22 protein-coding genes are annotated in these 24,727 nt (G+C 60.4%); 11 read left to right on the top strand and 11 right to left on the bottom strand.

What is annotated here, in order from left to right:
* Window positions 1-41: 41 nt before the first annotated feature.
* The 3 genes from choV to BJ917_RS19085 all read right to left on the bottom strand — a co-directional run bounded on the left by choV (window position 42) and on the right by BJ917_RS19085 (window position 3,076).
* Complete coding sequence (gene choV, locus BJ917_RS19095; protein WP_096514520.1) at window positions 42-1,220, bottom strand: choline ABC transporter ATP-binding protein; 1,179 nt, start codon at window positions 1,218-1,220, stop codon at window positions 42-44.
* Complete coding sequence (gene choW / locus BJ917_RS19090; RefSeq protein ID WP_096514522.1) at window positions 1,217-2,062, bottom strand: choline ABC transporter permease subunit; 846 nt, start codon at window positions 2,060-2,062, stop codon at window positions 1,217-1,219. The genes choV and choW overlap by 4 nt, the downstream gene beginning before the upstream one ends.
* A gap of 66 nt (window positions 2,063-2,128) precedes the next feature.
* Complete coding sequence (locus tag BJ917_RS19085) at window positions 2,129-3,076, bottom strand: choline ABC transporter substrate-binding protein (protein WP_096514524.1); 948 nt, start codon at window positions 3,074-3,076, stop codon at window positions 2,129-2,131.
* Window positions 3,077-3,511: 435 nt separating this feature from the next.
* Here BJ917_RS19085 and BJ917_RS19080 point away from each other — a divergent pair, with 435 nt between their 5' ends.
* Both BJ917_RS19080 and BJ917_RS19075 read left to right on the top strand, forming a co-directional pair.
* On the top strand, window positions 3,512-4,888 hold the full coding sequence (locus tag BJ917_RS19080) for an L-serine ammonia-lyase (protein ID WP_096514526.1): 1,377 nt from the start codon (window positions 3,512-3,514) through the stop codon (window positions 4,886-4,888).
* 513 nt (window positions 4,889-5,401) lie between these two features.
* Window positions 5,402-6,505, top strand: a complete 1,104-nt coding sequence (locus BJ917_RS19075) for a GlxA family transcriptional regulator (RefSeq protein ID WP_090325880.1) — start codon at window positions 5,402-5,404, stop codon at window positions 6,503-6,505.
* 103 nt (window positions 6,506-6,608) lie between these two features.
* On the opposite strand, the gene BJ917_RS19070 is transcribed toward BJ917_RS19075, so the two are convergent.
* The 6 genes from BJ917_RS19070 to BJ917_RS19045 form a co-directional block, all read right to left on the bottom strand.
* Complete coding sequence (locus tag BJ917_RS19070) at window positions 6,609-6,875, bottom strand: hypothetical protein (RefSeq protein ID WP_096514528.1); 267 nt, start codon at window positions 6,873-6,875, stop codon at window positions 6,609-6,611.
* 394 nt (window positions 6,876-7,269) lie between these two features.
* Window positions 7,270-8,433: a gamma-butyrobetaine dioxygenase gene (locus BJ917_RS19065; protein ID WP_096514530.1), complete on the bottom strand. Its 1,164-nt coding sequence runs from the start codon at window positions 8,431-8,433 to the stop codon at window positions 7,270-7,272.
* Between the two features lie 12 nt (window positions 8,434-8,445).
* The gene (locus BJ917_RS19060; protein WP_096514531.1) at window positions 8,446-8,922 is read right to left on the bottom strand and encodes a thioesterase family protein; all 477 of its coding nucleotides are present in this window, start codon (window positions 8,920-8,922) and stop codon (window positions 8,446-8,448) included.
* Window positions 8,923-9,059: 137 nt separating this feature from the next.
* On the bottom strand, window positions 9,060-10,025 hold the full coding sequence (locus BJ917_RS19055) for an L-carnitine dehydrogenase (RefSeq protein ID WP_096515634.1): 966 nt from the start codon (window positions 10,023-10,025) through the stop codon (window positions 9,060-9,062).
* 141 nt (window positions 10,026-10,166) lie between these two features.
* A complete protein-coding gene (locus tag BJ917_RS19050; RefSeq protein ID WP_095195952.1) occupies window positions 10,167-11,054 on the bottom strand; it encodes a 3-keto-5-aminohexanoate cleavage protein in 888 nt (295 codons plus the stop codon).
* 86 nt (window positions 11,055-11,140) lie between these two features.
* Window positions 11,141-12,085 (bottom strand): choline ABC transporter substrate-binding protein, encoded by a 945-nt coding sequence (locus BJ917_RS19045; protein ID WP_096514534.1) that lies wholly within the window; start codon window positions 12,083-12,085, stop codon window positions 11,141-11,143.
* A gap of 209 nt (window positions 12,086-12,294) precedes the next feature.
* On the opposite strand from BJ917_RS19045, the gene BJ917_RS19040 reads away from it, so the two are divergent.
* Window positions 12,295-13,239: a GlxA family transcriptional regulator gene (locus tag BJ917_RS19040; protein WP_085716447.1), complete on the top strand. Its 945-nt coding sequence runs from the start codon at window positions 12,295-12,297 to the stop codon at window positions 13,237-13,239.
* Between the two features lie 112 nt (window positions 13,240-13,351).
* Here BJ917_RS19040 and BJ917_RS19035 read toward each other — a convergent pair whose 3' ends face one another.
* Together BJ917_RS19035 and BJ917_RS19030 are read right to left on the bottom strand one after the other, a co-directional pair.
* Complete coding sequence (locus BJ917_RS19035; RefSeq protein WP_096514536.1) at window positions 13,352-13,768, bottom strand: DUF3010 family protein; 417 nt, start codon at window positions 13,766-13,768, stop codon at window positions 13,352-13,354.
* Window positions 13,769-13,826: 58 nt separating this feature from the next.
* On the bottom strand, window positions 13,827-14,228 hold the full coding sequence (locus BJ917_RS19030) for a lysozyme inhibitor LprI family protein (protein WP_096514537.1): 402 nt from the start codon (window positions 14,226-14,228) through the stop codon (window positions 13,827-13,829).
* A 249-nt stretch (window positions 14,229-14,477) separates the two neighbouring features.
* Here BJ917_RS19030 and BJ917_RS19020 point away from each other — a divergent pair, with 249 nt between their 5' ends.
* The 8 genes from BJ917_RS19020 to BJ917_RS18980 all read left to right on the top strand — a co-directional run bounded on the left by BJ917_RS19020 (window position 14,478) and on the right by BJ917_RS18980 (window position 24,488).
* Window positions 14,478-15,455 (top strand): dipeptidase, encoded by a 978-nt coding sequence (locus BJ917_RS19020; protein WP_096514542.1) that lies wholly within the window; start codon window positions 14,478-14,480, stop codon window positions 15,453-15,455.
* Between the two features lie 79 nt (window positions 15,456-15,534).
* Entirely contained in the window at window positions 15,535-16,065 is a 531-nt protein-coding gene (locus BJ917_RS19015) for a DUF5943 domain-containing protein (RefSeq protein ID WP_008019495.1), read from the top strand.
* Window positions 16,066-16,080: 15 nt separating this feature from the next.
* Complete coding sequence (gene dgcA / locus BJ917_RS19010; protein WP_096514544.1) at window positions 16,081-18,141, top strand: dimethylglycine demethylation protein DgcA; 2,061 nt, start codon at window positions 16,081-16,083, stop codon at window positions 18,139-18,141.
* 176 nt (window positions 18,142-18,317) lie between these two features.
* Window positions 18,318-20,264 carry a dimethylglycine demethylation protein DgcB gene (gene dgcB, locus BJ917_RS19005; protein ID WP_121104092.1) on the top strand — a complete coding sequence of 649 codons (1,947 nt, stop codon included), beginning with the start codon at window positions 18,318-18,320 and terminating at the stop codon, window positions 20,262-20,264.
* A complete protein-coding gene (locus tag BJ917_RS19000) occupies window positions 20,264-21,484 on the top strand; it encodes an electron transfer flavoprotein subunit alpha/FixB family protein (protein WP_121104090.1) in 1,221 nt (406 codons plus the stop codon). The genes dgcB and BJ917_RS19000 overlap by 1 nt, the downstream gene beginning before the upstream one ends.
* A 15-nt stretch (window positions 21,485-21,499) precedes the next feature.
* Entirely contained in the window at window positions 21,500-22,270 is a 771-nt protein-coding gene (locus BJ917_RS18995; RefSeq protein WP_096514550.1) for an electron transfer flavoprotein subunit beta, read from the top strand.
* Between the two features lie 207 nt (window positions 22,271-22,477).
* A complete protein-coding gene (locus tag BJ917_RS18990; protein WP_121104089.1) occupies window positions 22,478-23,044 on the top strand; it encodes a GNAT family N-acetyltransferase in 567 nt (188 codons plus the stop codon).
* A gap of 214 nt (window positions 23,045-23,258) precedes the next feature.
* Entirely contained in the window at window positions 23,259-24,488 is a 1,230-nt protein-coding gene (locus BJ917_RS18980; protein WP_372237740.1) for a retropepsin-like aspartic protease, read from the top strand.
* Window positions 24,489-24,727: the final 239 nt, after the last annotated feature.

The following is a 24,727-nucleotide window of genomic DNA, read 5'->3' as shown; positions in this document are numbered from 1 at the left end:
AAAAACGCCGCGATCTCTCGCGGCGTTTTTGTTTCTGTTGCCTACCCCAGGTTCTTGCCGAGCAGTGCGTGGTACAGCTCGCTGTCGCCGAGGATCCCGACCACATGGTTGTTGTCGTGCAGCACAAGCTTGTTGCCGGTCTGGTAGCGAATCTGCAGCGCGTCGCGCATGCCGATGTTCGAGTCCACCAGTGTCGGCCTGCGTCCCAGGCCTTCTACCGATTGCCCTGGAACCCAGTTCTGCAGGTCCAGTACTGAACCGTTCTGGCGTGCACCCTTGATCGTGTTGCCTTCCGCCAGGTCGAGCCATGAATCGCCGCCCGGATCCAGGCACACCGAACCGTTGATGCGTTTGCAGTTGTCCAGGGTGCGCATCAGGCTGCGACCGCACAGTACGTTCAGCGGATTGGTGTGGGCGACGAAGGTCCGCACATAGTCGTCCGCCGGGTTGAGGACAATTTCTTCAGGCTTGCTGTATTGGATGATCCGGCCGTCTTTCATGATTGCGATACGGCTGCCGAGCTTCAGGGCTTCATCGAGGTCGTGGCTCACGAACACGATGGTTTTGCTCAACTTGCGTTGCAGTTCCAGCAGTTCGTCCTGCAGGCCCTGGCGGATCAGCGGGTCGAGGGCCGAGAACGGTTCGTCCATCAGCAGAATGTCGGCGTCCATCGCCAGCGCACGGGCCAGGCCCACACGCTGTTGCATGCCGCCGGACAGCTCATCGGGTTTCTTGTTGCGCCATTGGGTGAGGCCCACCAGTTCGAGTTTTTCATCGACCAGTTTGCGGCGTTCCTTCTCTGGGCGGCCCTGCATTTCGAGGCCGAAGCTGATGTTCTCGCGCACCGTCAGCCAAGGCATCAGGGCGAACTTCTGGAACACCATCGCGATGCGCTTGGTGCGCATCATTTTCAGTTCGGCGGCCGTGCAGGAGGCAATGTTGATCTGCTTGCCTTCGTGCTCGACGAACAGCTTGCCGCGGCTGACGGTGTTGAGCCCGTTGATGCAACGCAGCAGGCTGGACTTGCCGGAACCGGACAGGCCCATCAGCACGCAGATTTCACCCTTTTCGATGTCCAGGCTGGCCTTTTCGACGCCAACGATCTGCCCGGTCTTTTTCAGGATCTCGCTGCGGGTCAAGCCTTGATCGAGAAGTTTCAGTGCCTCGCGTGGATCTTTGGTGAAGATCACGTCGACGTCTTCGAAGCGAATTATGCTCATGCGTCACCCCCTACTTTGGCTTCGGGTTGTTTGCAGATACGGTCGAGCATGATCGCCAGCAGTACGATCGCCAGGCCCGCTTCGAAGCCCAGGGCGATATCAGCAGTGTTCAGTGCGTTGACCACCGGTTTACCCAGTCCGTCGGCGCCCACCAGTGCCGCGATCACCACCATCGACAGCGACAGCATGATGCACTGGGTGATGCCGGCTGCGATGCTCGGCATGGCGTGGGGCAGTTCGATCCTTGTAAGCAGTTGGCGACGCGAACAGCCGAAGGCTTTGCCGGCGTCCATCAATTCTGCGGGCACATCGCGGATGCCCAGGTAGGTCAGGCGGATTGGCGCGGCAATGGCGAACACGACCGTGGAGATCAGGCCTGGCACCACACCCAGCCCGAAGAGGGTCAGGGTAGGAATGAGGTAAACGAAGGTCGGTACGGTCTGCATCAGATCGAGTACCGGACGCATTAAAGTGTAGAACATTGGCTTGTGCGCCGCGACGATGCCCAACGGCACGCCGATGACCACGCAGACCAGGGTCGCGAATAACACTTGGGCGAGGGTCTCCATGGTTTCCTGCCAGTACCCCAGGTTGAGGATCAGCAGGAAGGAGGCGATGACAAAAACGGTCAGCCCCCATTTGCGCTGGATGAAGTGGGCCAGGAGGGCGATTAGGCCGATCAGTGCCAGCGGGTTGAACCAGGTCAGCGCGAAAGTCACGCCGTGGATCATCGTTTCCAGCGTCACGGCAATGGCGTCGAAGGTGCTGGCGCCGTGTTGCGTCAACCACTCGACAAAGCTCGCGATGTGCTGGCCTAAAGGGATTTTCTGATCAATCAGCATGGTAGTGAACGTCCGCATGCAAGGAAATAAACAGCCCGGACGGCCGGAGCCGTCCGGCATAAGCGATTACTGGTTAAGCTTGGCTTTCACGGCTTCCAGGCCAGGTTTACCGTCAGTGGTGGTCACGCCAGCGAGCCAGGTATCGAGCACCTGTGGATTCTTTTTCAGCCAGGCCTTGGCGGCCGCGTCAGGCTTCATCTTGTCGTCCAGGATGTTGCCCATGAGTTCGCTTTCCATGTCGACGGTGAACTCCAGGTTTTTCAGCAGTTGGCCCACGTTGTTGCATTCCTCGGTGTAACCCTTGCGGGTGTTGGTCGCCACGGTGGCGGCACCGAAATCCGGGCCAAAGAAATCGTCGCCGCCGGTCAGGTATTGAATCTTGAAGCGCTTGTTCATCGGGTGCGGCGCCCAACCGAGGAAGACCACGGCGGTGTCGCGTTTCTGTGCACGGTCGACCTGGGACAGCATGCCCGCTTCGCTGGATTCGACAACCTTGAAACCGGCGTCTTTCAGGCCGAAAGCGTTCTTGTCGATCATGGTCTGGATCAGACGGTTGCCGTCGTTGCCGGGCTCGATCCCGTAGATCTTGCCGTCGAGCTCTTTCTTGAACTTGGCGATGTCGGCGAAGTCATGCAAACCCTTGTCGTACAGGGCTTGAGGAACGGCGAGGGTGTACTTGGCGCCCTTGAGGTTGGTGCGCACGATATCCACGGTGCCGGCGTCGCGGTAGGCCTTGATGTCGTTCTCCATGGTCGGCATCCAGTTGCCGAGGAACACGTCCATGTTCTTGCCGTCGGCCAGGGACTTGTAGGTCACTGGCACGGAAATCATGGTGGTCTTGGTCTTGTAGCCCAGGGCATCGAGCACGACGCTGGTGGTGGCGGTTGTCGCAGTGATGTCGGTCCAGCCGACATCGGAGAAGTTTACGGTTTTGCATTGCGCCGGTTCGGCGGCTTGCGCCAGAAGCGGCAGACTAAGCATGGCGGCCAACAACAACGACGGGGAACCTTTCATGGATGGACTCCTTGGTGTTTTTTTTGGCAGTGTTCCGACTGGACCACCGCACTTATAGGTTGCGGTTGGATGGCGTTCTGGAGACAGCTCTACCGCAGCGCCTTGCAATCGAGTCGATACGATCATGTACCAGTGAAAATCTGACGCCTACAGGGTGCGTCGTAACCAGTACAGGGATGGTCGCTTCCAGTGTCAGTGACGTCGCTTACAGATTTTTTCAGCCCCTTTTTCCCCTCTGCATCGCAAAAAAATGCCGAAAACATGGCGCAAAACGCACGCGGCGTTTGTGGACATGAGTGCGTCGGTTAGAGACGTCGAACGACATGACAAAAGCCTGATGATGCGGTCATCTCGGCGGATTGCAGCTTGAGCGTAGCAGCTCCGCCACCGGGCGCTTTCGCGCCTGGAGTTGGCTCATCCAGGAGTTCGGCAGTAATGGCTATCAGTGTTTTCGACCTGTTCAAAATCGGCATTGGCCCTTCCAGTTCGCACACCGTGGGGCCTATGCGGGCCGCGGCGTTGTTCGTGCAGGATTTGCGCGAGCGGGGGTTGCTGGAACACGTGCGGCGCGTCGAAGTTCAGCTCTTTGGTTCATTGTCGGCCACAGGCATCGGCCACGGCAGCGACAACGCGGTGATCATGGGCCTGATGGGCGAGTGGCCGGATGCGATCGATCCGTCGCAAATCGGCATCCGCATCGCCACCCTGCGTGAAACCCACACGCTGTTGCTGGACGGTCGCTTGTCAGTGCCGTTCATCTGGGCCCGGGACATGCGCCTGATCGACGAAAACCTGCCGTTCCACCCCAATGCCATGACCCTGATTGTCGAAGGCGATGACGGCGAGTTGCATCGCGATACCTACTATTCGGTCGGTGGTGGTTTTGTCGTCGACGAGGCGCAGGCCTCCAGCGGTGTCGTCGATCTCGATCGCACCGTGTTGCCCTACGATTTTTCCAGTGCCGCCGAGCTGTTGGAGCTGTGCAAAAAGCACAACCTGCGCGTGGCTGAATTGATGATGGCCAACGAGAAGGTCTGGCGCAGTGAAGAGGAAATCCGCAGCGGCCTGATGACGCTCTGGCGGGCCATGCAGGATTGCGTGGAGCAAGGCCTCAAGCACGAAGGCATCCTGCCTGGTGGCTTGAATGTGCGCCGGCGTGCGGCCAAGCTGCATCGCAGCTTGCAGGAGTTGAACAAGCCCAACGTGATCGGCTCGACCCTCAGTGCCATGGAGTGGGTCAACCTGTTCGCCCTGGCGGTCAATGAAGAAAACGCCGCCGGCGGGCGCATGGTCACGGCACCGACCAATGGCGCGGCGGGGATCATTCCCGCGGTGCTGCACTACTTCATGAAGTTCAGCGAGGACGTGACTGACGCGAATGTCGTCGACTACTTCCTCAGCGCGGCGGCTGTCGGGATTTTGTGCAAGAAGAACGCTTCGATCTCCGGTGCCGAAGTCGGTTGCCAGGGTGAAGTCGGCTCGGCCTGCGCCATGGCGGCGGCAGGGTTGGCGGAAATCCTCGGCGCCACGCCGGAGCAATTGTGCAACGCGGCGGAAATCGGTCTGGAACATAACCTGGGTCTGACGTGCGACCCGGTGGGTGGTCTGGTGCAGGTGCCCTGCATCGAGCGCAACGCGATTGCGGCGGTAAAGGCGATCAACGCGGCGCAGATGGCGTTGCGCGGCGATGGCCAGCACTTTATCTCGCTGGATCGGGTGATTCGTACCATGCGCGATACCGGTGCCGATATGCATGACAAATATAAGGAGACATCGCGGGGTGGGTTGGCGGTCAGCGCCGTCGAGTGCTGAGACCGCGTCGTCTGCATCGCGGGCAAGCCTTGCTCCCACAGATTGGTGGTATCTGTGGGAGCAAAGCTTGCTCGCGATAGCGTCGGACCAATCAAAACTGCGCGTAAAGTGAACACCCGTAACAAATCACGCCACCTTTTGGCGCGTCGCAAACAGGTAAAACCCTGACGCAAGGGTAGGGCTCCAAAACGCCGCTGACCACTCATCACCCCGTGCCTGCGGTGACACTCTTTCCCGGCTGCTCGCAGCCCTGTTCCCACAAGTGCTACCGAATTGCTCACAGCTTGCGGGCCGGGGCACTTGCCAGCCCTGATGGCCATTTAAATCCCCACTCCCTGCGCGTCATATATAGACACATTCCGACGTCGTTTTTAGGAGTTATTGAACGCACATTCAAATTTAGGCATGGCAATTGCTCTGTCATTACAAAGCCCGTCTCCCACGCGAGAACGATGGCAATAACAAGAGCCTCCGCCTGAGGCCATCACCCGCTTTGTGTGAGGAGATACCGCGATGACGTCGTTCAACTCCGGGGCCCAACCCCAGAACCGTGCGCCTCAATCCATCGGCTTTCTGCTGCTGGACAATTTCACGCTGATTTCCCTGGCTTCCGCAGTCGAACCGCTGCGCATGGCCAACCAGTTGTCCGGCCGCGAGCTGTATCGCTGGACCACACTCACCGTCGATGGCGGTCAAGTCTGGGCAAGTGACGGTTTGCAGATCACGCCCGACGCCTCCATGCACAAAGCGCCCCCAATGGACACCGTCATCGTTTGTGGCGGTATCGGTATCCAGCGCACTGTTACCCGCGAACACGTGTCATGGCTGCAAAGCCAGGCGCGTCAGTCCCGGCGCCTCGGCGCGGTCTGCACCGGCAGCTGGGCCCTGGCCTGCGCCGGCCTGCTGGACGGATTCGATTGCAGCGTGCACTGGGAATGCCTGGCAGCGATGCAGGAAGCCTTCCCGCGGGTGGCGATGAGTACCCGTCTGTTCACCCTCGACCGTAACCGTTTCACCAGTTCCGGCGGCACCGCGCCGCTGGACATGATGCTGCACCTGATCAGCCGCGACCACGGTCGTGAACTGTCGGCGGCCATTTCGGAAATGTTCGTCTACGAGCGCATCCGCAACGAACAGGATCACCAGCGCGTGCCACTCAAGCACATGCTGGGCACCAACCAGCCGAAGTTGCAGGAAATCGTCGCGCTGATGGAAGCCAACCTCGAAGAACCGATCGATCTCGACGAACTGGCGGTGTATGTCGCCGTGTCCCGTCGTCAGCTCGAGCGGTTGTTCCAGAAGTACCTGCATTGCTCGCCGTCGCGTTACTACCTGAAACTGCGCCTGATTCGCGCGCGGCAGTTGCTCAAGCAAACGCCGATGTCGATCATCGAAGTGGCGTCGGTGTGTGGTTTCGTGTCTACGCCGCACTTCTCCAAGTGCTACCGCGAATACTTCGGCATTCCACCACGTGACGAGCGCGTAGGGTCCAACACCACGCAGCAAGTGGCGATGATGCCGCTGCCGCAAGCCCTGGTGCTGTCGCCGCTGTCCGGGCCGTTGTCGGCGCTGAGCCAGGCGCGTAATGAATCTACCTTTGCCAGTGTAAGGCTCTAAAACCGAGTCGCACCCTTCGCGAGCAGGCTCGCTCCCACAGTTGACCGAGTTCCAACAGAGGAATGCGGTCGAATGTGGGAGCGAGCCTGCTCGCGAAGGCGTTTTATCGGGTGGTGTGGCTCTGTTGGTATTCCGCCAATGCTGGCAGCAACTGCTTGTCGATGGCCTGGCGCACGGCCGGCAGGATGGTCGCGCTGCTGGTGTACATCTGCTTGACCATGGTGCGCAGCACGATGGCCCGTTCGTTGTTCAAACCTCGTACCGCACACTCGCATGCCTGCTCGGCGGTGGCGCCGTTCGGCACTTGAAAGCCCAATGCCTTGAGCTGGCCCAACAGGTCTTCCTGGTCAATCAAATCGGCGTGCATCATGACGCAAATCCTTCTTCTGGGAACGGTGTCGTGGTTCGATTCTGGTAGGGGGGCGAAGTGGCGGCAAGGGCGATTTGTCGCAATGGCTGCATTGGCTATGAAAGCGTCGTTTTCGGGCTATTTCCCTGCGAAGGGAGTCGGCACACTGGACTCAGCTCGCTTCACGAAGGTTTGGTCACCCTAGCGCGGCAGCTCCTCAACAGTACCCTCTGCCTCGATCCTGTCACGGCTTGATCGGGGCTTTTTTTTGCCTGTGAATCCTGGATGGTTGTGTAGTTTGTTCGGACGCCATCGCGGGCAAGCCACGCTCCCACAGGATCGAGTGACCCTCTATTTTGTGGGCGACAACAAACCTGTGGGAGCGTGGCTTGCCCGCGATGAACGATAACGCGGTCTAGCGTTGCAACACCAAAATGCGTGACAACAACTCATCCCGGTCCACATAACACCCCTGCAAATGCCGCGCCCCGGTGGCAGGGTCGAAGGCGTTGCGGGCATGCAGGGTGCGGCGGTTGTCGAAGCACCAGAGCTCGCCCGGATTGAGTCTTTGCATCACGCGGAAACGGTCCTCGCGGGTCATCGCGATAAAGCGACGATAGGCTCGGTAAAGCCTCGGCATCTGTTCCACCGACGCGTCGAATGGGCCGCGCAGAAAGTTCGCCATGCGGATCTCCGACACTTGCCCCGAGGCATCCAGGGCGATGATCGGCGCGAGGCAGCGATAGTCGCTGTGGCGGTCCTTGTTGCGAAACTCCACTGGGATCTCGCACAGGCTTTTGAACGACTCGGGATCTTCCCGGCGCAGGGCGTCGGCGATGGCAAAACCGTCGACAAAAATACTCTCGCCACCTTCGGCATCGTTGACCAGGCAATGCAGAAATTGCAGCCCCGGTTGCAGCTCCCGAGTCGGCAAATCGCTGTGCAGCGGCAGGTTGAAAGCGGTGTAGGCGTTGCTGTCGGCATCGGCCTTGGATTGCACGTTGAACAGCACGCCGAAATTGCTCTCGCGGATGAAGGAAATGCGCTGCGCGATCAACTTCAGCGAGCCCGGTTCGGTGGGCACGCCACAGACCTGTGTCAGGCCGATATCCCGTACGGCCAGCAGCCACTGCAACAACGCGTCGTTGTCGTGCATCAATGCCTGATACTCGAACACCGGCAGCTTCAGATCGTTATGCCAGAGCCTGGCTTTCGGCTTGCCGGCCTGGCGCTCGGCGCGGGATTCGTCGTCGTAGGCATGGGCACGCAGCCACCCAGGGTCGAAGCGGCTGCGGTGGCCGTCCTGCCATTGGACGCTCAGACAGCCTTCGACATCGACGCTGGTTTGGGCAGGCAGCAGGTCTTCGGGGACATCGACAATTTCCAGCACTTGTTCACGTGTCACCGTGTAGACGCATTGCGGGCACGGGCAGTTGTCCCGCAGCCATTGATGATGGAAAGGGCTGACGCGGTTGTCGGCCCACTTCACCAGAACACGATCCGCCATGGCCTGCACGCCTGTCAGCGCGCTGATCAACGGATAAGTACGGAAGTCAGCAAAAGCGGCGGCGGTGTTCATGCAATCTCCTTGTTATTTTTTTGGGGGTAATGCGATCACTCGGCCAATGTACTTGGGGGCTGGCAGGTCAGTCTGTTCGGCGACGATGGCTTGCAGTTTGCCGAGGGTCAATTCGCTGAACGGTGTCGCGCTTGGCCCGGCGAGGTCGACGTGCAGCAGCATCTGCTCGTTACCCGCCAGCTCCTTGGCGTCGCCCGCCAAATGCAGGCTGTGATAGAGGTGCAGGCGTTTGCTGTCGTGGGCAATGATCTGGGTGTGCACTTCGACGTCGGCGTCGAGTTTCACTTCGTGCAGGTAGTTGAGGTGCAGCTCCAGGGTGAACAGCGAGTTGCCGCTGGCTTCGCGGTTGTTGCTGTCCATGCCGAGGCGGTCCATCAGTGCGTCGGTGGCATAGCTGAAAATCAGCAGGTAGAACGCGTCGCGCAGGTGGCCGTTGTAGTCGACCCAGTCGGGGATGATGCGGGTTTGGTAGGTGGTCAGTGCGGGCATGATGAGTGATCCAAGAAGTATGGTGACTGGACTGCCGCTATCGCGGGCAGCCTTGCTCCCACAGGTTGGTCACAAGTCCTGTGGGAGCAAGGCTTGCCCGCGATGAGGCCAGACCTGCTGGCCTCAAAGCATAGGGGTTACTCGCTGAAGGCCATCCCATGCTTCTCTTTAGTGGTCTTCACCGCCTCCAGCACCGCCAGCAGGCAGTCATCACGATAGCGCTCCAGCGCAGAAATGCTGTGTTTGCCCAGTTGATCGCTGGTGCCATCCACCACATCGTCGATCAGCTTGTCGGTCAGTTCAGGCGCAGGCAGATACGTCCATGGCAACTGCAACGCCGGGCCGAACTGTGCCATGAAGTGGCGCATGCCGGCATCGCCGCCGGCCAGGGTGTAGGTCAGGAAGGTGCCCATGAACGACCAGCGCAGACCGGCGCCAAAACGGATGGCATCGTCGATTTCGCCGGTAGTCGCCACACCGTCGTTGACCAGGTGCAGCGCCTCGCGCCATAGGGCTTCGAGCAGGCGGTCGGCGATGAAGCCGGGCACTTCCTTGCGCACATGCAGCGGGCGCATGCCCAGGGATTCATAGACTTTCATCGCCGCTTGCACCGCTTCAGGCGCGGTGTTTTTGCCGCCAACCACTTCCACCAATGGCAGCAGATAAACCGGGTTGAACGGGTGGCCGACCACGCAGCGTTCCGGGTGCGTGGCGCTCTCGTAGAACTCGCTTGGCAACAGGCCTGAGGTGCTGGAGCCAATCAAGGCATTGGGCTTGGCGGCGGCGCTGATCTTGCTGTGCAGTTCGAGTTTCAGCTCAAGGCGTTCAGGGGCGCTTTCCTGGATGAAATCGGCGTCGCGAACACATTCCTCGATGGTGGCGACGAAGCGCAGGCGGTCCTGCGAGGCACCGGGTGCCAGGCCTTTTTTCTCCAGCGCACCCCAGGCGTTGGCGACGCGTTTGCGCAGCGCCGCTTCAGCGCCGGGCGCCGGGTCCCAGGCCACTACATCAAGGCCGTGGGCGAGGGCGCGGGCTACCCAGCCGCTGCCGATGACACCGCTGCCCAGGGCGGCGAAGGTTTTGATTTCGGTGATAAAGCTCATGGCAATTTCCTGAATTTGGCTCAAAAAACTGTGGGAGCGAGCCTGCTCGCGATAGCGATGTTCCTGTCGACGCAAATGCATCGAATGTACCGACGTCATCGCGAGCAGGCTCGCTCCCACAGGGGGAAATGGGTGGTGGGATTAACCGCGCTGTTTCAGGCCCATTTTCTTGCGGCCTTCAGCCGGGGTCAGAACCCGGGCGCCAAGGCGGCTGAGGATTTCGCCGGCGCGCTCGACCAGTTGGCCGTTGGTCGCCAGCACGCCCTTGTCCAGCCACAGGTTGTCTTCCAGGCCGACTCGCACGTTGCCGCCGAGCAGTACGGCTTGTGCCGCCATCGGCATCTGCATGCGACCGATCCCGAAGCCGGCCCAGACCGCATCGGCCGGCAGGTTATCGACCATGGCTTTCATGGTGGTGGTGTCCGCCGGGGCGCCCCATGGGATGCCCAGGCACAGCTGGAACAGCGGGTTGTCGAGCAAGCCTTCCTTGATCATCTGCTTGGCGAACCACAGGTGACCGGTGTCGAAGATTTCCAGTTCGGCTTTCACGCCCAGTTCCTGGATGCGCTTGGCGCCGGCACGCAATTGCGCCGGGGTGGAGACGTAAATGGTGTCGCCATCGCCGAAGTTCAGGGTGCCGCAATCGAGTGTGCAGATTTCCGGCAGCAGTTCTTCGACGTGGGCCAGACGGGTCAGCGGGCCGACCAGGTCAGTGTTAGGGCCAAACTCCATCGGGTTCTCGCCCGCGCCGATTTCCAGGTCGCCACCCATGCCGGCAGTGAGGTTGACGATGATGTCGACGTCGGCCTCGCGGATGCGCTCCATCACTTCACGGTACAGCGCCACGTCACGGCTGAACTTGCCGGTTTGTGGGTCGCGAACGTGGCAGTGAACCACAGTGGCACCGGCCTTGGCGGCTTCCACGGCGGCAGCGGCGATTTGTTTCGGGGTGACCGGCACGTGTGGGCTCTTGGCGGTCGTGTCGCCAGCACCGGTGAGTGCGCAGGTGATGATGACGTCGTGGTTCATGGGGCGGTTTCCTTCAGGCTTGATTTTTTGGCGTAGTGATCCCGTTCGCAGCCCGGTCGGGCTGCGAGTCGGTAGTTCTATCGGGTTTATTTACTGGTCAGCTTCAGGTTTTCAGCTGCAGGCTTGCCATCGAAGGTGGTCACGCCTGCGAGCCAGCGCTGCTTGTCTTGCGGGTGATCCTTGAGCCACTGCCTGGCCGATTCGAAGGCGTCCTTGTGTTCCAGCAGCGGCTGCATCATCCGGCTCTCGTCTTCGGCGGTGAAGGTCAGGTTGCTCAGCAGTTTGCCGATGTTCGGGCATTGTTCGGCGTAGGTCGGCGCGGTGACGGTCCAGACCGTGGCCATGCCTTCATTCGGGCCCAGGGCGTCTTCACTGCCGGTGAGGTAGGTCATTTTCACGTTGACGTTCATCGGGTGCGGCGCCCAGCCGAAGAACACCACGGCCTCGTTGCGGCGCACGGCACGGTCCACTGCGGCGAGCATGCCGGCTTCGCTGGATTCGACCAGCTGGAACTTGCCCAGGCCGAATTGGTTCTTGGTGATCATCGCCTTGATCTGGGTGTTGGCGCCCGAGCCTGGCTCGATACCGTAGATCTTGCCGCCCAGCTCTTTTTCGAACTTGGCGATGTCGGCGAAGGTTTTCAGGCCCTTGTCGTAGAGGTAGGTCGGCACGGCGAGGGTGGCGCGAGCGTCCTTCAGGCTTGGGGCTTGCAGCACCTTGACCTGGTTGGCATCGACGAACGGGGTGATGGTCTGGGTCATCAGCGGGTTCCAGTACCCCAGGAACAGGTCCAGGCGCTGATCGCGGATGCCGGCGAAGATGATCTGCTGGGAGGCGCTGGTTTGTTTGGTGTTGTAGCCGAGGCCGTCGAGCAATACCTGGGTCATGGCGCTGGTGGCGATCACGTCGGTCCAGTTCACTACACCCATGCGCACGTTCTGGCACGCGGCGGGTTCGGCGGCCATGACACTGGCGCTCAGCAAAGCGGTACCACTGAGTGCAAGAACACAGCTGCTGATCAGTCGTTTCATCTCAGGTTCCTCGGCAGTTCGTTATTGTGGGTCCGGTCGTCTTTGTGCGCCGGTGATGACAAGTTACGCAGCTAAACGGCCATGAAAGCGCACTGCGGCGACCGACTCTTGCACTGCAGCGACCTGTCCACTTGTATGCCTGTTGCAAGTGGCGTATCAACGTCCTCACGCTCCCCGTCCTCTCGTTACTTGCCTGTCGAGTGCGCTCCATGTCCCAGGATTTCTATTTCTTGTTGATGCCGGGTTTCTCGGCCATTGGATTTATCTCGGCCATCGAGCCGCTGCGGGTCGCCAATCGTTTTCGTGGCGAGCTCTATCGCTGGCATGTATTGAGTGCCGATGGCGGGGCGGTATTGGCCAGTAACGGCATGTCGGTCAACGCCGATGCGGCGCTGGAGCCGCTGAAGAAAGGCGCGACGTTACTGGTGGTCGCCGGCTTCGAGCCGTTGAAATTCGCCACCCCGGCCCTGGAACACTGGCTGCGTCGCCTGGACAACGAAGGCGTGACCCTCGGCGCCATCGACACCGGCAGTTTCATCCTCGCCGAAGCCGGCCTGCTCGACGGCCATCGCCTGACCCTGCACTGGGAAGCCATTGATGCCTTCAAGGAGTCCTATCCGCAGCTCAGCGTCACCCAGGAGCTGTTCGAGATCGACCGTCGGCGCATCACATCCGCCGGTGGCACCGCATCCATCGATTTGATGCTGGATCTGATCGCCCAGGCCCATGGCCCGGAACTGGCGATCCAGGTCAGCGAACAGTTCGTGCTCGGCCGCATCCGCCCGCGCAAAGACCACCAACGCATGGAAGTCGCCACGCGCTACGGCATCAGCAACAAGAAGCTCGTTCACGTTATTGGAGAGATGGAGCAGCACAGCGAGCCGCCCTTGAGCACACTGGAACTGGCGGAATCGATCAAGGTGACGCGCAGGCAACTTGAACGGTTGTTTCGCCTGCACCTGAACGATACGCCGAGTAATTTCTACCTGCGTTTGCGGCTGGAGAAAGCCAGGCAGTTGCTGCGTCAGACCGATATGAGTGTGCTGGAAGTGAGTATTGCGTGCGGGTTTGAATCGCCGTCGTATTTCACCCGCAGTTATCGCGCGAAGTATGAGCGGTGTCCAAGGGAAGATCGGCGTACCGCCAAGGCGTGATGCGCAAGAACCACTGTGGGAGCGAGCCTGCTCGCGAAGGGGTCGGCACATTCAGCATATATGTTGACTGAACGCCGCCTTCGCGAGCAGGCTCGCTCCCACAATGGGCAACTTATTTCTTCAGGAGTGCCGAGCAGGCCGCTTTGTAAGCCTCATGCTGATACTTGTTCAACGTCGCCGGCAGCTCAAAGTTGTGTTTCTTGGCCTGCGCATTGATGGTCTGCGGCGACAGCAACGTCACCTCGCAATTTTCCAGCAACTGGAAAACGCCCTCGATCTTGAATGTGGTCGGCCCACCGGCGAATTCACCCTTCTTGCTGCGCTTCTTGATCGCGATTCGATCTATCGAATTTTCTCGAACAAAGGAAGCAACCTGAGCGGCAAAGACTTTGACGTTGGCGGCTTCGTCGTCATCGTCCAGGGCGATTTTCTTGGTGGTCAGCGCGACATGGCTCAATGTCGAACCCTCAAGGGTGGCCACGGCGATGATCGCTTCGCTGCCTTTTATTTCGATGCCGCAGATTTTCATGGTGAATCCTTTTCGTTGAAGGCGTGCAGCCTACAGCTCAATTGACTGAAGTTTGCATTTACTCCTGCCCAATCGATTCCAAAAACTCCGACCGCTCGTCACTGGTGCGCGCCACGCAATCATTTTGCGCAATGGTGAACGCCTTGCTGCCGGCCGTGGCCGGGAAGGCTTCGACGGCGCAGTCGGCTTCGCGGGTTTTCAGCCATTGTTGTTGTGCTGCCTTGAGCTTGGCGGTGATGTCGGCCAATTGCGTCGGGTTCTTGCCATACAGCGACTGCAGGCGCTCGTTCAGGTTTTTGTAGTTTTCGCTCAACAGGTCTTCGGCCGTGGTCTTGCTGAAGGCGGAGCATTCCAGGGTCTGGACGTCGTTTTCGACTTTGTCGCAGGGGTTGTCGTCGGCTTCTTCCGCTGCGTGTACGCCGGTCGCAATCAGTGCCAGTGCCAGGATGATCGATTTCATGTATGTCGCCGCCCCTTTTCCAATAAAGCGTCCAGTGAAGCATTCTGAGTTGCGGCGAATTCTGGCCCATGCCGGCGCCCTTGAACAGGTCGCCAATCGTGCCTGGCGACGACCCTTTGTCGCAGATTGACGCTTTCGGCAATTCCCCTGTCGTTTTTGCACCCGGTCGCCCCGGCCCTCAGGCATATGCTGGCCCCAAAGCGCCGGCAGACGATTCGGCGCATGAATCGCTAAGAAGGGGACAGCCTGATGAGCCCAGCCGAACTGCACGCCGACAGCATCGTTATCGACGGGCTGATTATTGCCAAGTGGAACCGTGAGCTGTTCGAAGACATGCGCAAGGGCGGTCTGACCGCAGCCAACTGCACCGTGTCGGTGTGGGAGGGCTTCCAGGCCACCGTCAACAACATCGCCGCCAGCCAGAAACTGATCCGCGAAAACAGCGACCTGGTGATTCCGGTGCGCACCACGGCTGACATCCGCAAAGCCAAGGAGCAGGGTAAGACCGGCATCCTCTTCGGCTTCCAGAATGCCCACGCCTATGAAGACCAGATCGGTTACGTCGAGGTGTTCAAGCAGCTCGGCGTCGGTATCGTGCAGATGTGCTACAACACCCAGAACCTGGTGGGCACTGGCTGCTACGAGCGCGATGGCGGCCTGTCGGGCTTCGGTCGTGAGATCGTTGCCGAGATGAACCGTGTTGGCGTGATGTGCGACCTGTCCCACGTCGGCTCCAAGACTTCCGAAGAAGTCATCCTCGAATCGAAGAAACCGGTCTGCTACTCCCACTGCCTGCCGTCGGGTCTCAAAGAGCACCCGCGCAACAAGTCCGATGAAGAGCTGAAATTCATCGCCGATCACGGCGGTTTCGTCGGTGTGACCATGTTCGCACCGTTCCTGGCCAAAGGCATCGATTCGACCATCGACGACTACGCCGAAGCCATCGAATACACCCTGAACATCGTCGGCGAAGACGCCATCGGTATCGGCACCGACTTCACCCAGGGTCACGGCCAGGACTTCTTCGAATACCTGACCCACGACAAGGGCTACGCCCGCCGCCTGACCAGCTTCGGCAAGATCATCAACCCACTGGGCATCCGTACCGTGGGCGAGTTCCCGAACCTGACCGAGACTCTGCTCAAGCGCGGCCACTCCGAACGGGTAGTGCGCAAGATCATGGGCGAGAACTGGGTCAATGTTCTCAAGGATGTCTGGGGCGAGTAAGCCACAGCACTTCTGATTCTTTTCCCCCCGGCCATCCGCGCCGGGGGCAATACCAAAATTCTTCTGGAGTTAAGTTTCCATGGCCAAGATCGCCCCGCAATTGCCTATCGAAGTCGACAGCGAGACCGGTGTCTGGACCTCCGACGCCCTGCCGATGCTGTACGTGCCGCGCCATTTCTTCGTCAACAACCACATGGGTATCGAGGAAGTACTGGGCGCCGAAGCCTATGCCGAAATCCTCTACAAGGCCGGCTACAAGTCCGCCTGGCACTGGTGTGAAAAAGAAGCCGAATGCCATGGCCTGGAAGGTGTCGCAGTGTTCGAGCACTACATGAAGCGCCTGTCGCAGCGCGGCTGGGGCCTGTTCAAGATTCAGGACATCGACCTCGACAAAGGCACCTGCAGCGTCAAGCTCGAACACTCGGCGTTCGTCTATGTGTACGGCAAGGTCGGGCGCAAGGTCGACTACATGTTCACCGGCTGGTTTGCCGGCGCGATGGATCAGATCCTCGCCGCTCGCGGCAGCAAGATCCGCACCGTGGCCGAGCAAGTCTACGGTGGCTCCGAAGAGGGCCACGAAGACGGCTTGTTCATCGTCAAGCCGTTGTAAGTCGAGGATCCCGCCATGGCTTTCGAAGCAATGTTCCAGCCGATCCAGATCGGCAAGCTGACTATCCGCAACCGCGTGCTCAGCACCGCGCACGCCGAGGTCTACGCGACCGACGGCGGCATGACCACCGACCGGTACGTCAAGTATTACGAAGAGAAGGCCAAGGGCGGGATCGGCCTGGCGATCTGCGGCGGTTCGTCCGTGGTCGCCATCGACAGCCCGCAGGAATGGTGGAGTTCGGTGAACCTGTCCACCGACCGCATCATTCCGCACTTCCAGAATCTGGCCGACGCCATGCACAAGCACGGCGCCAAGATCATGATCCAGATTACCCACATGGGCCGTCGTTCCCGTTGGGACGGCTTCAACTGGCCGACGCTGATGTCGCCGTCGGGCATTCGTGAACCGGTGCACCGCGCCACCTGCAAAACCATCGAGCCGGAAGAAATCTGGCGGGTGATCGGCAACTACGCACAAGCGGCACGTCGCGCCAAGGCCGGTGGCCTGGACGGTGTCGAGCTGTCGGCCGTGCACCAGCACATGATCGACCAGTTCTGGAGCCCGCGGGTCAACAAGCGTACCGACGAATGGGGCGGTACCTTCGAAGGCCGCATGAAATTCGGTCTGGAAGTGCTCAAGGCCGTGCGCGCCGAGGTCGGTGACGATTTCTGCGTGGGCATGCGTATCTGCGGTGACGAGTTCCACCCGGATGGTCTGTCCCATGAAGACATGAAGCAGATCGCCAAGTATTACGACGACACCGGCATGCTCGATTTCATCGGCGTCGTGGGGTCGGGTTGCGACACCCACAACACCCTGGCCAACGTGATTCCGAACATGAGTTATCCACCGGAGCCGTTCCTGCACCTGGCCGCCGGCATCAAGGAAGTGGTCAAGGTTCCGGTGCTGCACGCGCAGAACATCAAGGACCCGAACCAGGCGACCCGTATCCTGGAGGGCGGTTACGTCGACATGGTCGGCATGACCCGCGCCCACATTGCCGACCCGCATCTGATCGCCAAGATCAAGATGGGCCAGGTCGACCAGATCAAACAGTGCGTCGGTGCCAACTACTGCATCGACCGTCAGTATCAGGGGCTGGATGTGCTGTGCATCCAGAACGCGGCAACCTCCCGTGAATACATGGGCGTGCCGCACATCATCGAAAAAACCACCGGTAAAAAACGCAAGGTGGTGGTGGTCGGTGCCGGTCCTGCGGGGATGGAAGCCGCCCGTGTGGCCGCCGAGCGTGGCCACGATGTGACCCTGTTCGAGAAAAAGGAATTCATCGGCGGGCAGATCACCACGGCGTCGAAAGCGCCGCAGCGCGACCAGATCGCCGGTATCACCCGCTGGTATCAGCTGGAACTGGCACGCTTGAAAGTCGACCTGCGCCTGGGCACCGCGGCGGATGCGCCGACCATCATGGACCTGCGTCCGGATGTGGTTGTACTGGCGGTCGGCGGTCACCCGTACCTGGAGCAGAACGAACACTGGGGCGCGGCTGAAGGCCTGGTGGTCAGCAGCTGGGACGTGCTCGATGGCAAGGTGGCGCCAGGCAAGAACGTGCTGGTCTACGACACCATTTGCGAATTCACCGGCATGTCCACCGCCGACTTCCTCGCCGACAAGGGCAGCCAGGTCGAGATCGTCACCGACGACATCAAGCCCGGCGTGGCGATTGGCGGTACGTCGTTCCCGACTTACTACCGCAGCATGTACCCGAAAGAAGTGATCATGACCGGGGACATGATGCTGGAGAAGGTCTACCGCGAAGGCGACAAGCTGGTGGCGGTGCTGGAAAACGAATACACCGGCGCCAAAGAGGAGCGGGTGGTGGACCAGGTGGTCGTGGAAAACGGCGTGCGCCCGGACGAAGAAATCTACTACGCGCTGAAGGAAGGCTCACGCAACAAAGGCCAGATCGACGTCGAAGCCTTGTTCGCGATCAAGCCACAGCCATGCCTGGAACAGAACGGCGACGGCTACCTGCTGTTCCGCATCGGCGACTGCGTGGCCCAGCGTAACGTGCACGCGGCGATCTACGACGCGTTGCGGCTGTGTAAGGATTTCTAAGAGCTTGCACATAACCCTGTGGGAGCAAGGCTTGCCCGCGATTTCGTCGGAACATTCGACGAATCTTTGTCGGTAGAAATACCGCCATCGCGAGCAAGCTTTGCTCCCACAGGAAATCGGGCAAGGCATCCAGGTAGTTTGGCCTGCAAGACCCTGCGGTCTTTGGGAGCTCCACCATGTTGAACACCCTTCTTCCAATCCTGTTGTTCGCTGCCCTGGGCCTCGCGGTTCTGGGCGCGTTGCGGCGGGTAGCCATGTGGCGCCGGGGCCGGGCCTCGAAGGTCGACCTGATCGGCGGCCTGTTTGCCATGCCCAAACGCTACATGGTCGACCTGCACCACGTGGTGGCGCGGGACAAATACATCGCCAATACCCACGTGGCCACAGCCGGCGGCGCGGTGGCGTCCATCGTGCTGGCGATTCTGGTGCATGGTTTCGGTTTGCATAACCGCTTGCTCGGTTATGCGCTGCTGTTGATGACGGCGGTAATGTTCGTCGGCGCAATCTTTGTGTACCTGCGTCGGCGCAACCCGCCTTCGCGCCTGTCGAAAGGCCCGTGGATGCGCCTGCCGAAAAGCCTGTTGGCGTTCTCGGCGTCGTTCTTCCTGGTGACCCTGCCGGTGGCAGGCATCCTGCCGGAAAACTTCGGTGGCTGGCTGCTGGCGGTGATTCTCGGCGTCGGTGTGTTGTGGGGCGTGTCGGAACTGTTCTTCGGCATGACCTGGGGCGGGCCGATGAAACACGCCTTCGCTGGTGCGTTGCACCTGGCTTGGCACCGTCGCGCCGAACGTTTTGGGGGAGGGCGTTCCACGGGATTGAAGCCACTGGATCTGGAAGACCCGACTGCACCGCTGGGCGTGGAAAAACCCAAGGATTTCACCTGGAACCAGTTGCTCGGCTTCGATGCCTGCGTGCAGTGCGGTAAATGTGAAGCGGCGTGCCCGGCGTTCGCCGCCGGTCAGCCATTGAACCCGAAAAAGCTGATTCAGGACATGGTCGTGGGCCTGGCGGGCGGCACCGATGCGAAATTCGCCGGCAGTCCGTATCCGGGCAAAGCCATCGGTGAGCACGCGGGCAATCCGCATCAACCGATCGTCAACGGTCTGGTGGATGCCGAAACCCTGTGGTCCTGCACCACTTGCCGCGCTTGCGTCGAGGAATGCCCGATGATGATCGAACACGTCGATGCCATCGTCGACATGCGCCGTCATCTGACCCTGGAAAAAGGCGCAACCCCGAACAAGGGCGCCGAAGTCCTGGAAAACCTGATCGCCACCGACAACCCGGGCGGCTTCGCCCCGGGCGGACGGATGAACTGGGCGGCGGACTTGAACCTCAATCTGCTCAGCGAGAAGAAATCCACCGACGTGCTGTTCTGGGTCGGCGACGGTGCCTTCGACATGCGCAACCAGCGCACCCTGCGCGCCTTCGTCAAAGTGCTGAAAGCGGCAAAAATCGATTTCGCGGTGCTGGGCCTCGAAGAGCGCGACAGCGGTGACGTGGCCCGACGCCTGGGCGACGAAGCCACCTTCCAGTTGCTGGCCAAGCGCAACATCCAGACCCTGGCCAAGTACAGCTTCAACCGCATCGTGACCTGCGATCCGCACAGCTTCCACGTGCTGAAAAACGAGTACGGCGCCTTCGACGGCAATTACCTGGTGCAGCACCACAGCACCTACATGGCTGAAATCATCGGCGCCGGCGCGCTCAATCTCGGCCAGCACAAAGGCAACAGCGTGACCTATCACGATCCGTGCTATCTGGGCCGCTACAACGGCGAGTACGAGGCACCGCGCGAGGTACTGCGTGCCCTCGGCATCGAGATCAAGGAAATGCAACGTTCCGGCTTCCGTTCGCGCTGCTGTGGCGGTGGTGGCGGCGCGCCGATCACCGACATTCCGGGTAAACAACGTATTCCCGACATGCGCATGGAAGACATCCGCGAGACGGGCGCCGAGCTGGTGGCCGTGGGTTGTCCACAGTGCACCGCGATGCTCGAAGGCGTGGTCGAACCCCGGCCGTTGATCAAGGACATCGCCGAACTGGTGGCTGACGCACTGCTGGAAGACGAAGCCCCAAAGTCGGCCACGCCGGCCAAACGTGAACCTGCGGAGGTGCACTGATGAGCGACATTATCCGCCGCGACCCCCGCGCCGAATGGATCGCCCGTAACCGCCTGCACCCGCTGCACGCGGCCATGCAACCGGCGCAACACAGCTGGATGGGGCCCAATGGCATCATCCGCAAGAACCTGCATGGCATGGGCTTTATCGGTCCCAACGGGATCAAACGCATCGACCGCAGCGGCGCGCAACAGGGCGGGTCGGCCAAGCGCTCGGCCGCCGTTGAAGTGCAACTGCCATTGCATCAGGTGCTTGCACCGGCGTTCTACATCAGCGTGGTGCCGGACATGGTCGGTGGCCGCTTGAGCAGTCACGACAAGGATTTGCTGGGCCTGGCCCATCAACTGGCCGGCAAGGACGGCGCGGTACTGGCTGTGGTTTTCGGCGAACACAAGGAAAGCGCCTTTGCCACGGCGGGCGTCGACCGCCTGCTGGTGCTCGAAGGCGACGAATTCAGCGGTTATGCACCGGAGCAACGAGTCCAGGGCCTGCGGGCTGTGGATAACCAGTTCAACCCGCGTCACTGGTTGCTGCCCGACAGTCGCAGCGGTGGCGGCGAATTGGGTCGGCGCTTCGCCGCGGCGTTGGGCGAGCGCCCGGCCACGCGGGTCTGGCAGGTCAAGGATCAGGAGTGCATCGGCCGCGCCGGTGCGGGCTTGCAAGACTTGGCCCGTCCGGTCGCGCGCCTGATTCTGGCTGCCGTCGAATGTGCCGAGCCAGTCAGCGAAACCCGTCACGAAGCCTTGCCGGTGGAGTTATCCACAACCGTCGCGCGCAGTCTCTCGCGCATCGAGGATCTGGGCGCGGTGGCGGTGGACCCGGCAGCGATTCCCATGGCCGAAGCCGAGTTTATTTTCTCCGGCGGCAACGGCGTCAAGGATTGGGACTTGTTCCACCAGACGGCGGCCGCGCTCGGCGCCACCGAAGGGGCATCCCGGGTGGCGGTGGACGATGGTTTCATGGCCCGGGACCGCCAGGTCGGTGCGTCCGGTACCTGGGTCACTGCGCGGGTCTACGTGGCGGTGGGGATTTCCGGGGCGATCCAGCACCTGCAAGGCATCGGTGCCTGCGACAAGGTGGTGGCAATCAACCTCGACCCTGGCTGCGACATGATCAAACGGGCCGACCTGTCGGTGATCGGCGAGAGCGCCGAGATTCTTCGAGCCTTGATCGCGGCGGTAGAGGCTTACCGCAACGACGCCAAGCGCGATGCGGCTTAAGAGAAGGAAAGGGTTATGAGCACGAAAATCATCAGCCTGGTGTCCATCGGCGCCCACCCGACTTCCGGCCGGCCACGTCGCGCGGAACAGGATGCGCGGGCGGTGGAACTGGGTCTGCAATTGGCTGGGGATAACTTGCAGGTGCTGCATGCCGGCGATGTGGCCGAGCCGGCGCTGCGGGCTTATCTGGGCATGGGCCTGGAACAACTGCATGTGCTGGAACAGCCGCAAGGCGCGGACGCGCTGCCAGCGTTGACCAGCTATCTGCGCGATGCCGGGGCCCAGGTGGTGCTGACCGGCAGCCAGGCGGAAACCGGCGAAGGCTCGGGCATGTTGCCGTTCCTGCTGGCCGAAAACCTCGGCTGGCCGCTGGTGGTGGGGCTGGCTCAGGTCGAATCCATCGACGGCGGTTCGGCGTTGGTGCTGCAAGCCTTGCCCCGTGGCCAGCGCCGGCGCTTGAAGGTGCGGCTGCCGTTTCTGGCGACTGTGGATAACGCCGCGCCCAAGCCACGGCAGAGTGCCTACGGCCCGGCTCGGCGCGGGGTGTTACAGGCCGATGAGGTGGAGGTTGTCGATGATGAATTGCTGGCAGTCGCCACCTTGCAACCGGCCAAGCCTCGTCCCAAACGCTTGAAAGTCATCAAGGCCAAGAGCGGTGCCGACCGGATGAAAGCCGCAACGGCGAAAGCCAGTGGCGGAGGCGGACAAGTGCTTAAAGGCGTTACGGCGCAAGCTGGGGCTGAAGCGATCCTCAAACTTCTGATCGAGGAAGGCGTGGTTCGCTGACCCGGTTTCAGCCCGGATCTTCTGTAGGAGCGAGCCTGCTCGCGATGGTGGTCAACGATGACGCGGGCTGCCTGAATGAACCTGGTGTCCTCAAGTTTTTCGCGAGCAGGCTCGCTCCTACAATTTTTGATCTTCGGTGAACGTTAAGCCCTGCGGCTAACACCCATCCCACCGGTTGCCCGCATTACCAGAATTCATGGGGAAACAATGGCAGTTGAATTTCGTTCGGCAGTCCGCGCCGATGCGCGGGAGATTGCGCGCTTGTTCCAGATTTCATCAGAGGGCGCTTCGGATTACATCTGGAGCCAGATCGCAGAGCCCGGCCAGGATCTGCTGGACGTCGGCGCCCTGCGCTACGCCCGTGACGACGTGGATTTTTCCTGGCAAAACTGCCTGATCGCCGAGGCGCAAGGGCAGGTCGTGGGCATGATGCACAGCTATGTGATGCGTCACGATCCATTCGCGGCGCCGGTGACCGATCCTGTGCTGGCACCCTATGCCACGATGGAAATCCCCGACACCCTCTACATTTCCAGCCTGGCGCTGCATGAAGGCTGGCGCAATCAGGGCCTGGGCAAAGTGTTCCTCGCCTACGCCTACGATCGCGCCAATCAGTTGGGGCTCAACGGCCTGAGCCTGATCGACTACGCCGCCAATACCGGCGCCCGGCGATTCTATGAACGTCATGGTTTCCGTATCGTTGATCGATGCCGGATCACGCCGCATCCAATGATTCGGGTGACAGGTGAGGCTTACCTGATGTATCGGCCTTAGCGTCAAATCTTCTGTAGGAGCGAGGCTTGCCCGCGAAGAGGCCATCACATCCAACAAGGATGTCGCCTGACACACCGCTTTCGCCAGCAAGCCGGCTCCTACAGGAAGCCTTTCCCCTTCACGTTGAACTACATTTTACTGTGCGCTGGTAAGGGTGCAGCACGCGGTGACGGAGCTTTCAGAGATTCAGCGCTGATCATAAAACCTGGTTTTTATGAGCGGGTTGGCGATGAAGCCTCTAACGCTGTTTCTGTCTGTATGGGTTGCCATTTTTTCGCCAGGAACGTTGGCCGATACACGGCTGAACAAGCCTGTACCGCTTTATGAGCCCGAGCAGGACTTCAATCAATGGTTGGCGTCTGACCAGGGACAAAAAGCCTCCCTGACGCAAATGCGCGAGCGTTGCGACCGTGTGCTGGATGCGGCGAAGAACCTGGATTGCTCCGTGACGGTGATCGCCCGCATGTTCGAGCTCAAGGCCGCCAATCAACTGGCCGATTACTATCTGGCGATCAAGCGCAAACATGCGCCGGCCATAGAGGCCGATCAAGAGCTGAACATGTTGTTCTCGATGTTCGGGGAGCAGTCTCTGTCGACCCTGGGGACGACTGGCGATTTCACGGTGAAAAAAACATCACAGCGTGAAGTCCTCAGGATTCATCCGTATGCCAGTGACTATTTCATTGCCGGAGAGCAGCTGCCCTTCATCGATGTCGCTGCGGCCAATGGTCATTCGGCCCGTTTCGTCCTCGACACCGGGGCCCCGCAAACCCGGGTCAATGTCGACACCGCCCGGCAGATGGGGATCAAGTTGCTGACCGACTCCCACTACGCCTACAGCACGTTCTACGGCGAGGGCAACCTGTCCGCCCGGCTCGGCATTCTCGACTCGTTGAAGGTGGGCACCAGTGAATTTCGCAACGTGCTGGTGTTTGTCAGCGATCGGGACAACCTGCTGGGACTGGATCTGATCAGCAAGCTGGGGCGGCTGAAGTTGACCCGTAAAACCCTGGAGCTCAACCCCACACTATCCCCGCGCTGCGACTCGCCAATCAACTACTCCCGTAACGACCTCAACCAGCGGCTGGCCATCGCCGCAAACCTGGACAACCGGGCGACACAGGCCATCGTCGATACCGGCAATGTCGACTACCTGACGTCGGCTATGCCGGGTGAGCAGATCAATGTCGTGCAGGCCATGACCCCTGGCAATTCCCCACCCGAAACCTCCGATAGACATCGCTACCAACGCTTCAAAGGCGTGCTGAACCTGCCCGGTCAAAGCCTGCCGATCACTTACAAATACTACCCGGGCTTCACCATTCCGCCGTCGTGGGTGCAGGGGCGGTATGTGCCGTCCGTTTTGCTGGGGTGGCGGGCATTCGATGATTTTGAGTTGAATCTGGATATCGAAGCGGGACGGTCGTGTTTTAACAAGGTTTGATGAGTGCCTGGCTATGTTTACCCACAATCCCTGTTGGCGGTTCTGTGGATAACGTGTTCGCCCCTTGCTAAATCCCTTGTAAACCGTGGCCTGTAGCCCTTCGTTCAAAAAACAACCAGCCTAAGCTGCGGTTTTTCATGGGTTTTTTCAGAGGATAAGTACAGGACTTGCCCCCAATCTCTGTTGGCGCTTCTGTGGATAAGATGTTCGCTGACCGCTACAGGCCATACAAGACGTGG

The sequence above is a fragment of the Pseudomonas sp. WPR_5_2 genome (assembly GCF_003634475.1).
GTDB classification, from domain to species: Bacteria; Pseudomonadota; Gammaproteobacteria; order Pseudomonadales; family Pseudomonadaceae; genus Aquipseudomonas; species Aquipseudomonas izuensis.
The sequence above is the reverse complement of the archived record's forward strand: the minus strand, read 5'-3'. Positions and strand labels throughout refer to the sequence as shown.

What these genes read in the sequence shown, in the direction of transcription:
- BJ917_RS19075 (WP_090325880.1), top strand. Translation starts at nt 5,402, where the DNA reads ATGACGTCGTTCAACTCCGGGGCCCAACCCCAGAACCGTGCGCCTCAA.
- BJ917_RS19085 (WP_096514524.1), bottom strand. Translation starts at nt 3,076, where the DNA reads ATGAAAGGTTCCCCGTCGTTGTTGTTGGCCGCCATGCTTAGTCTGCCG.
- BJ917_RS19065 (WP_096514530.1), bottom strand. Translation starts at nt 8,433, where the DNA reads ATGAACACCGCCGCCGCTTTTGCTGACTTCCGTACTTATCCGTTGATC.
- BJ917_RS18990 (WP_121104089.1), top strand. Translation starts at nt 22,478, where the DNA reads ATGGCAGTTGAATTTCGTTCGGCAGTCCGCGCCGATGCGCGGGAGATT.
- BJ917_RS19060 (WP_096514531.1), bottom strand. Translation starts at nt 8,922, where the DNA reads ATGCCCGCACTGACCACCTACCAAACCCGCATCATCCCCGACTGGGTC.
- choV (WP_096514520.1), bottom strand. Translation starts at nt 1,220, where the DNA reads ATGAGCATAATTCGCTTCGAAGACGTCGACGTGATCTTCACCAAAGAT.
- dgcB (WP_121104092.1), top strand. Translation starts at nt 18,318, where the DNA reads ATGTTGAACACCCTTCTTCCAATCCTGTTGTTCGCTGCCCTGGGCCTC.
- BJ917_RS19045 (WP_096514534.1), bottom strand. Translation starts at nt 12,085, where the DNA reads ATGAAACGACTGATCAGCAGCTGTGTTCTTGCACTCAGTGGTACCGCT.
- BJ917_RS19035 (WP_096514536.1), bottom strand. Translation starts at nt 13,768, where the DNA reads ATGAAAATCTGCGGCATCGAAATAAAAGGCAGCGAAGCGATCATCGCC.
- choW (WP_096514522.1), bottom strand. Translation starts at nt 2,062, where the DNA reads ATGCTGATTGATCAGAAAATCCCTTTAGGCCAGCACATCGCGAGCTTT.
- dgcA (WP_096514544.1), top strand. Translation starts at nt 16,081, where the DNA reads ATGGCTTTCGAAGCAATGTTCCAGCCGATCCAGATCGGCAAGCTGACT.
- BJ917_RS18980 (WP_372237740.1), top strand. Translation starts at nt 23,259, where the DNA reads ATGAGCGGGTTGGCGATGAAGCCTCTAACGCTGTTTCTGTCTGTATGG.
- BJ917_RS19050 (WP_095195952.1), bottom strand. Translation starts at nt 11,054, where the DNA reads ATGAACCACGACGTCATCATCACCTGCGCACTCACCGGTGCTGGCGAC.
- BJ917_RS19020 (WP_096514542.1), top strand. Translation starts at nt 14,478, where the DNA reads ATGAGCCCAGCCGAACTGCACGCCGACAGCATCGTTATCGACGGGCTG.
- BJ917_RS19055 (WP_096515634.1), bottom strand. Translation starts at nt 10,025, where the DNA reads ATGAGCTTTATCACCGAAATCAAAACCTTCGCCGCCCTGGGCAGCGGT.
- BJ917_RS19015 (WP_008019495.1), top strand. Translation starts at nt 15,535, where the DNA reads ATGGCCAAGATCGCCCCGCAATTGCCTATCGAAGTCGACAGCGAGACC.
- BJ917_RS18995 (WP_096514550.1), top strand. Translation starts at nt 21,500, where the DNA reads ATGAGCACGAAAATCATCAGCCTGGTGTCCATCGGCGCCCACCCGACT.
- BJ917_RS19030 (WP_096514537.1), bottom strand. Translation starts at nt 14,228, where the DNA reads ATGAAATCGATCATCCTGGCACTGGCACTGATTGCGACCGGCGTACAC.
- BJ917_RS19040 (WP_085716447.1), top strand. Translation starts at nt 12,295, where the DNA reads ATGTCCCAGGATTTCTATTTCTTGTTGATGCCGGGTTTCTCGGCCATT.
- BJ917_RS19000 (WP_121104090.1), top strand. Translation starts at nt 20,264, where the DNA reads ATGAGCGACATTATCCGCCGCGACCCCCGCGCCGAATGGATCGCCCGT.
- BJ917_RS19070 (WP_096514528.1), bottom strand. Translation starts at nt 6,875, where the DNA reads ATGATGCACGCCGATTTGATTGACCAGGAAGACCTGTTGGGCCAGCTC.
- BJ917_RS19080 (WP_096514526.1), top strand. Translation starts at nt 3,512, where the DNA reads ATGGCTATCAGTGTTTTCGACCTGTTCAAAATCGGCATTGGCCCTTCC.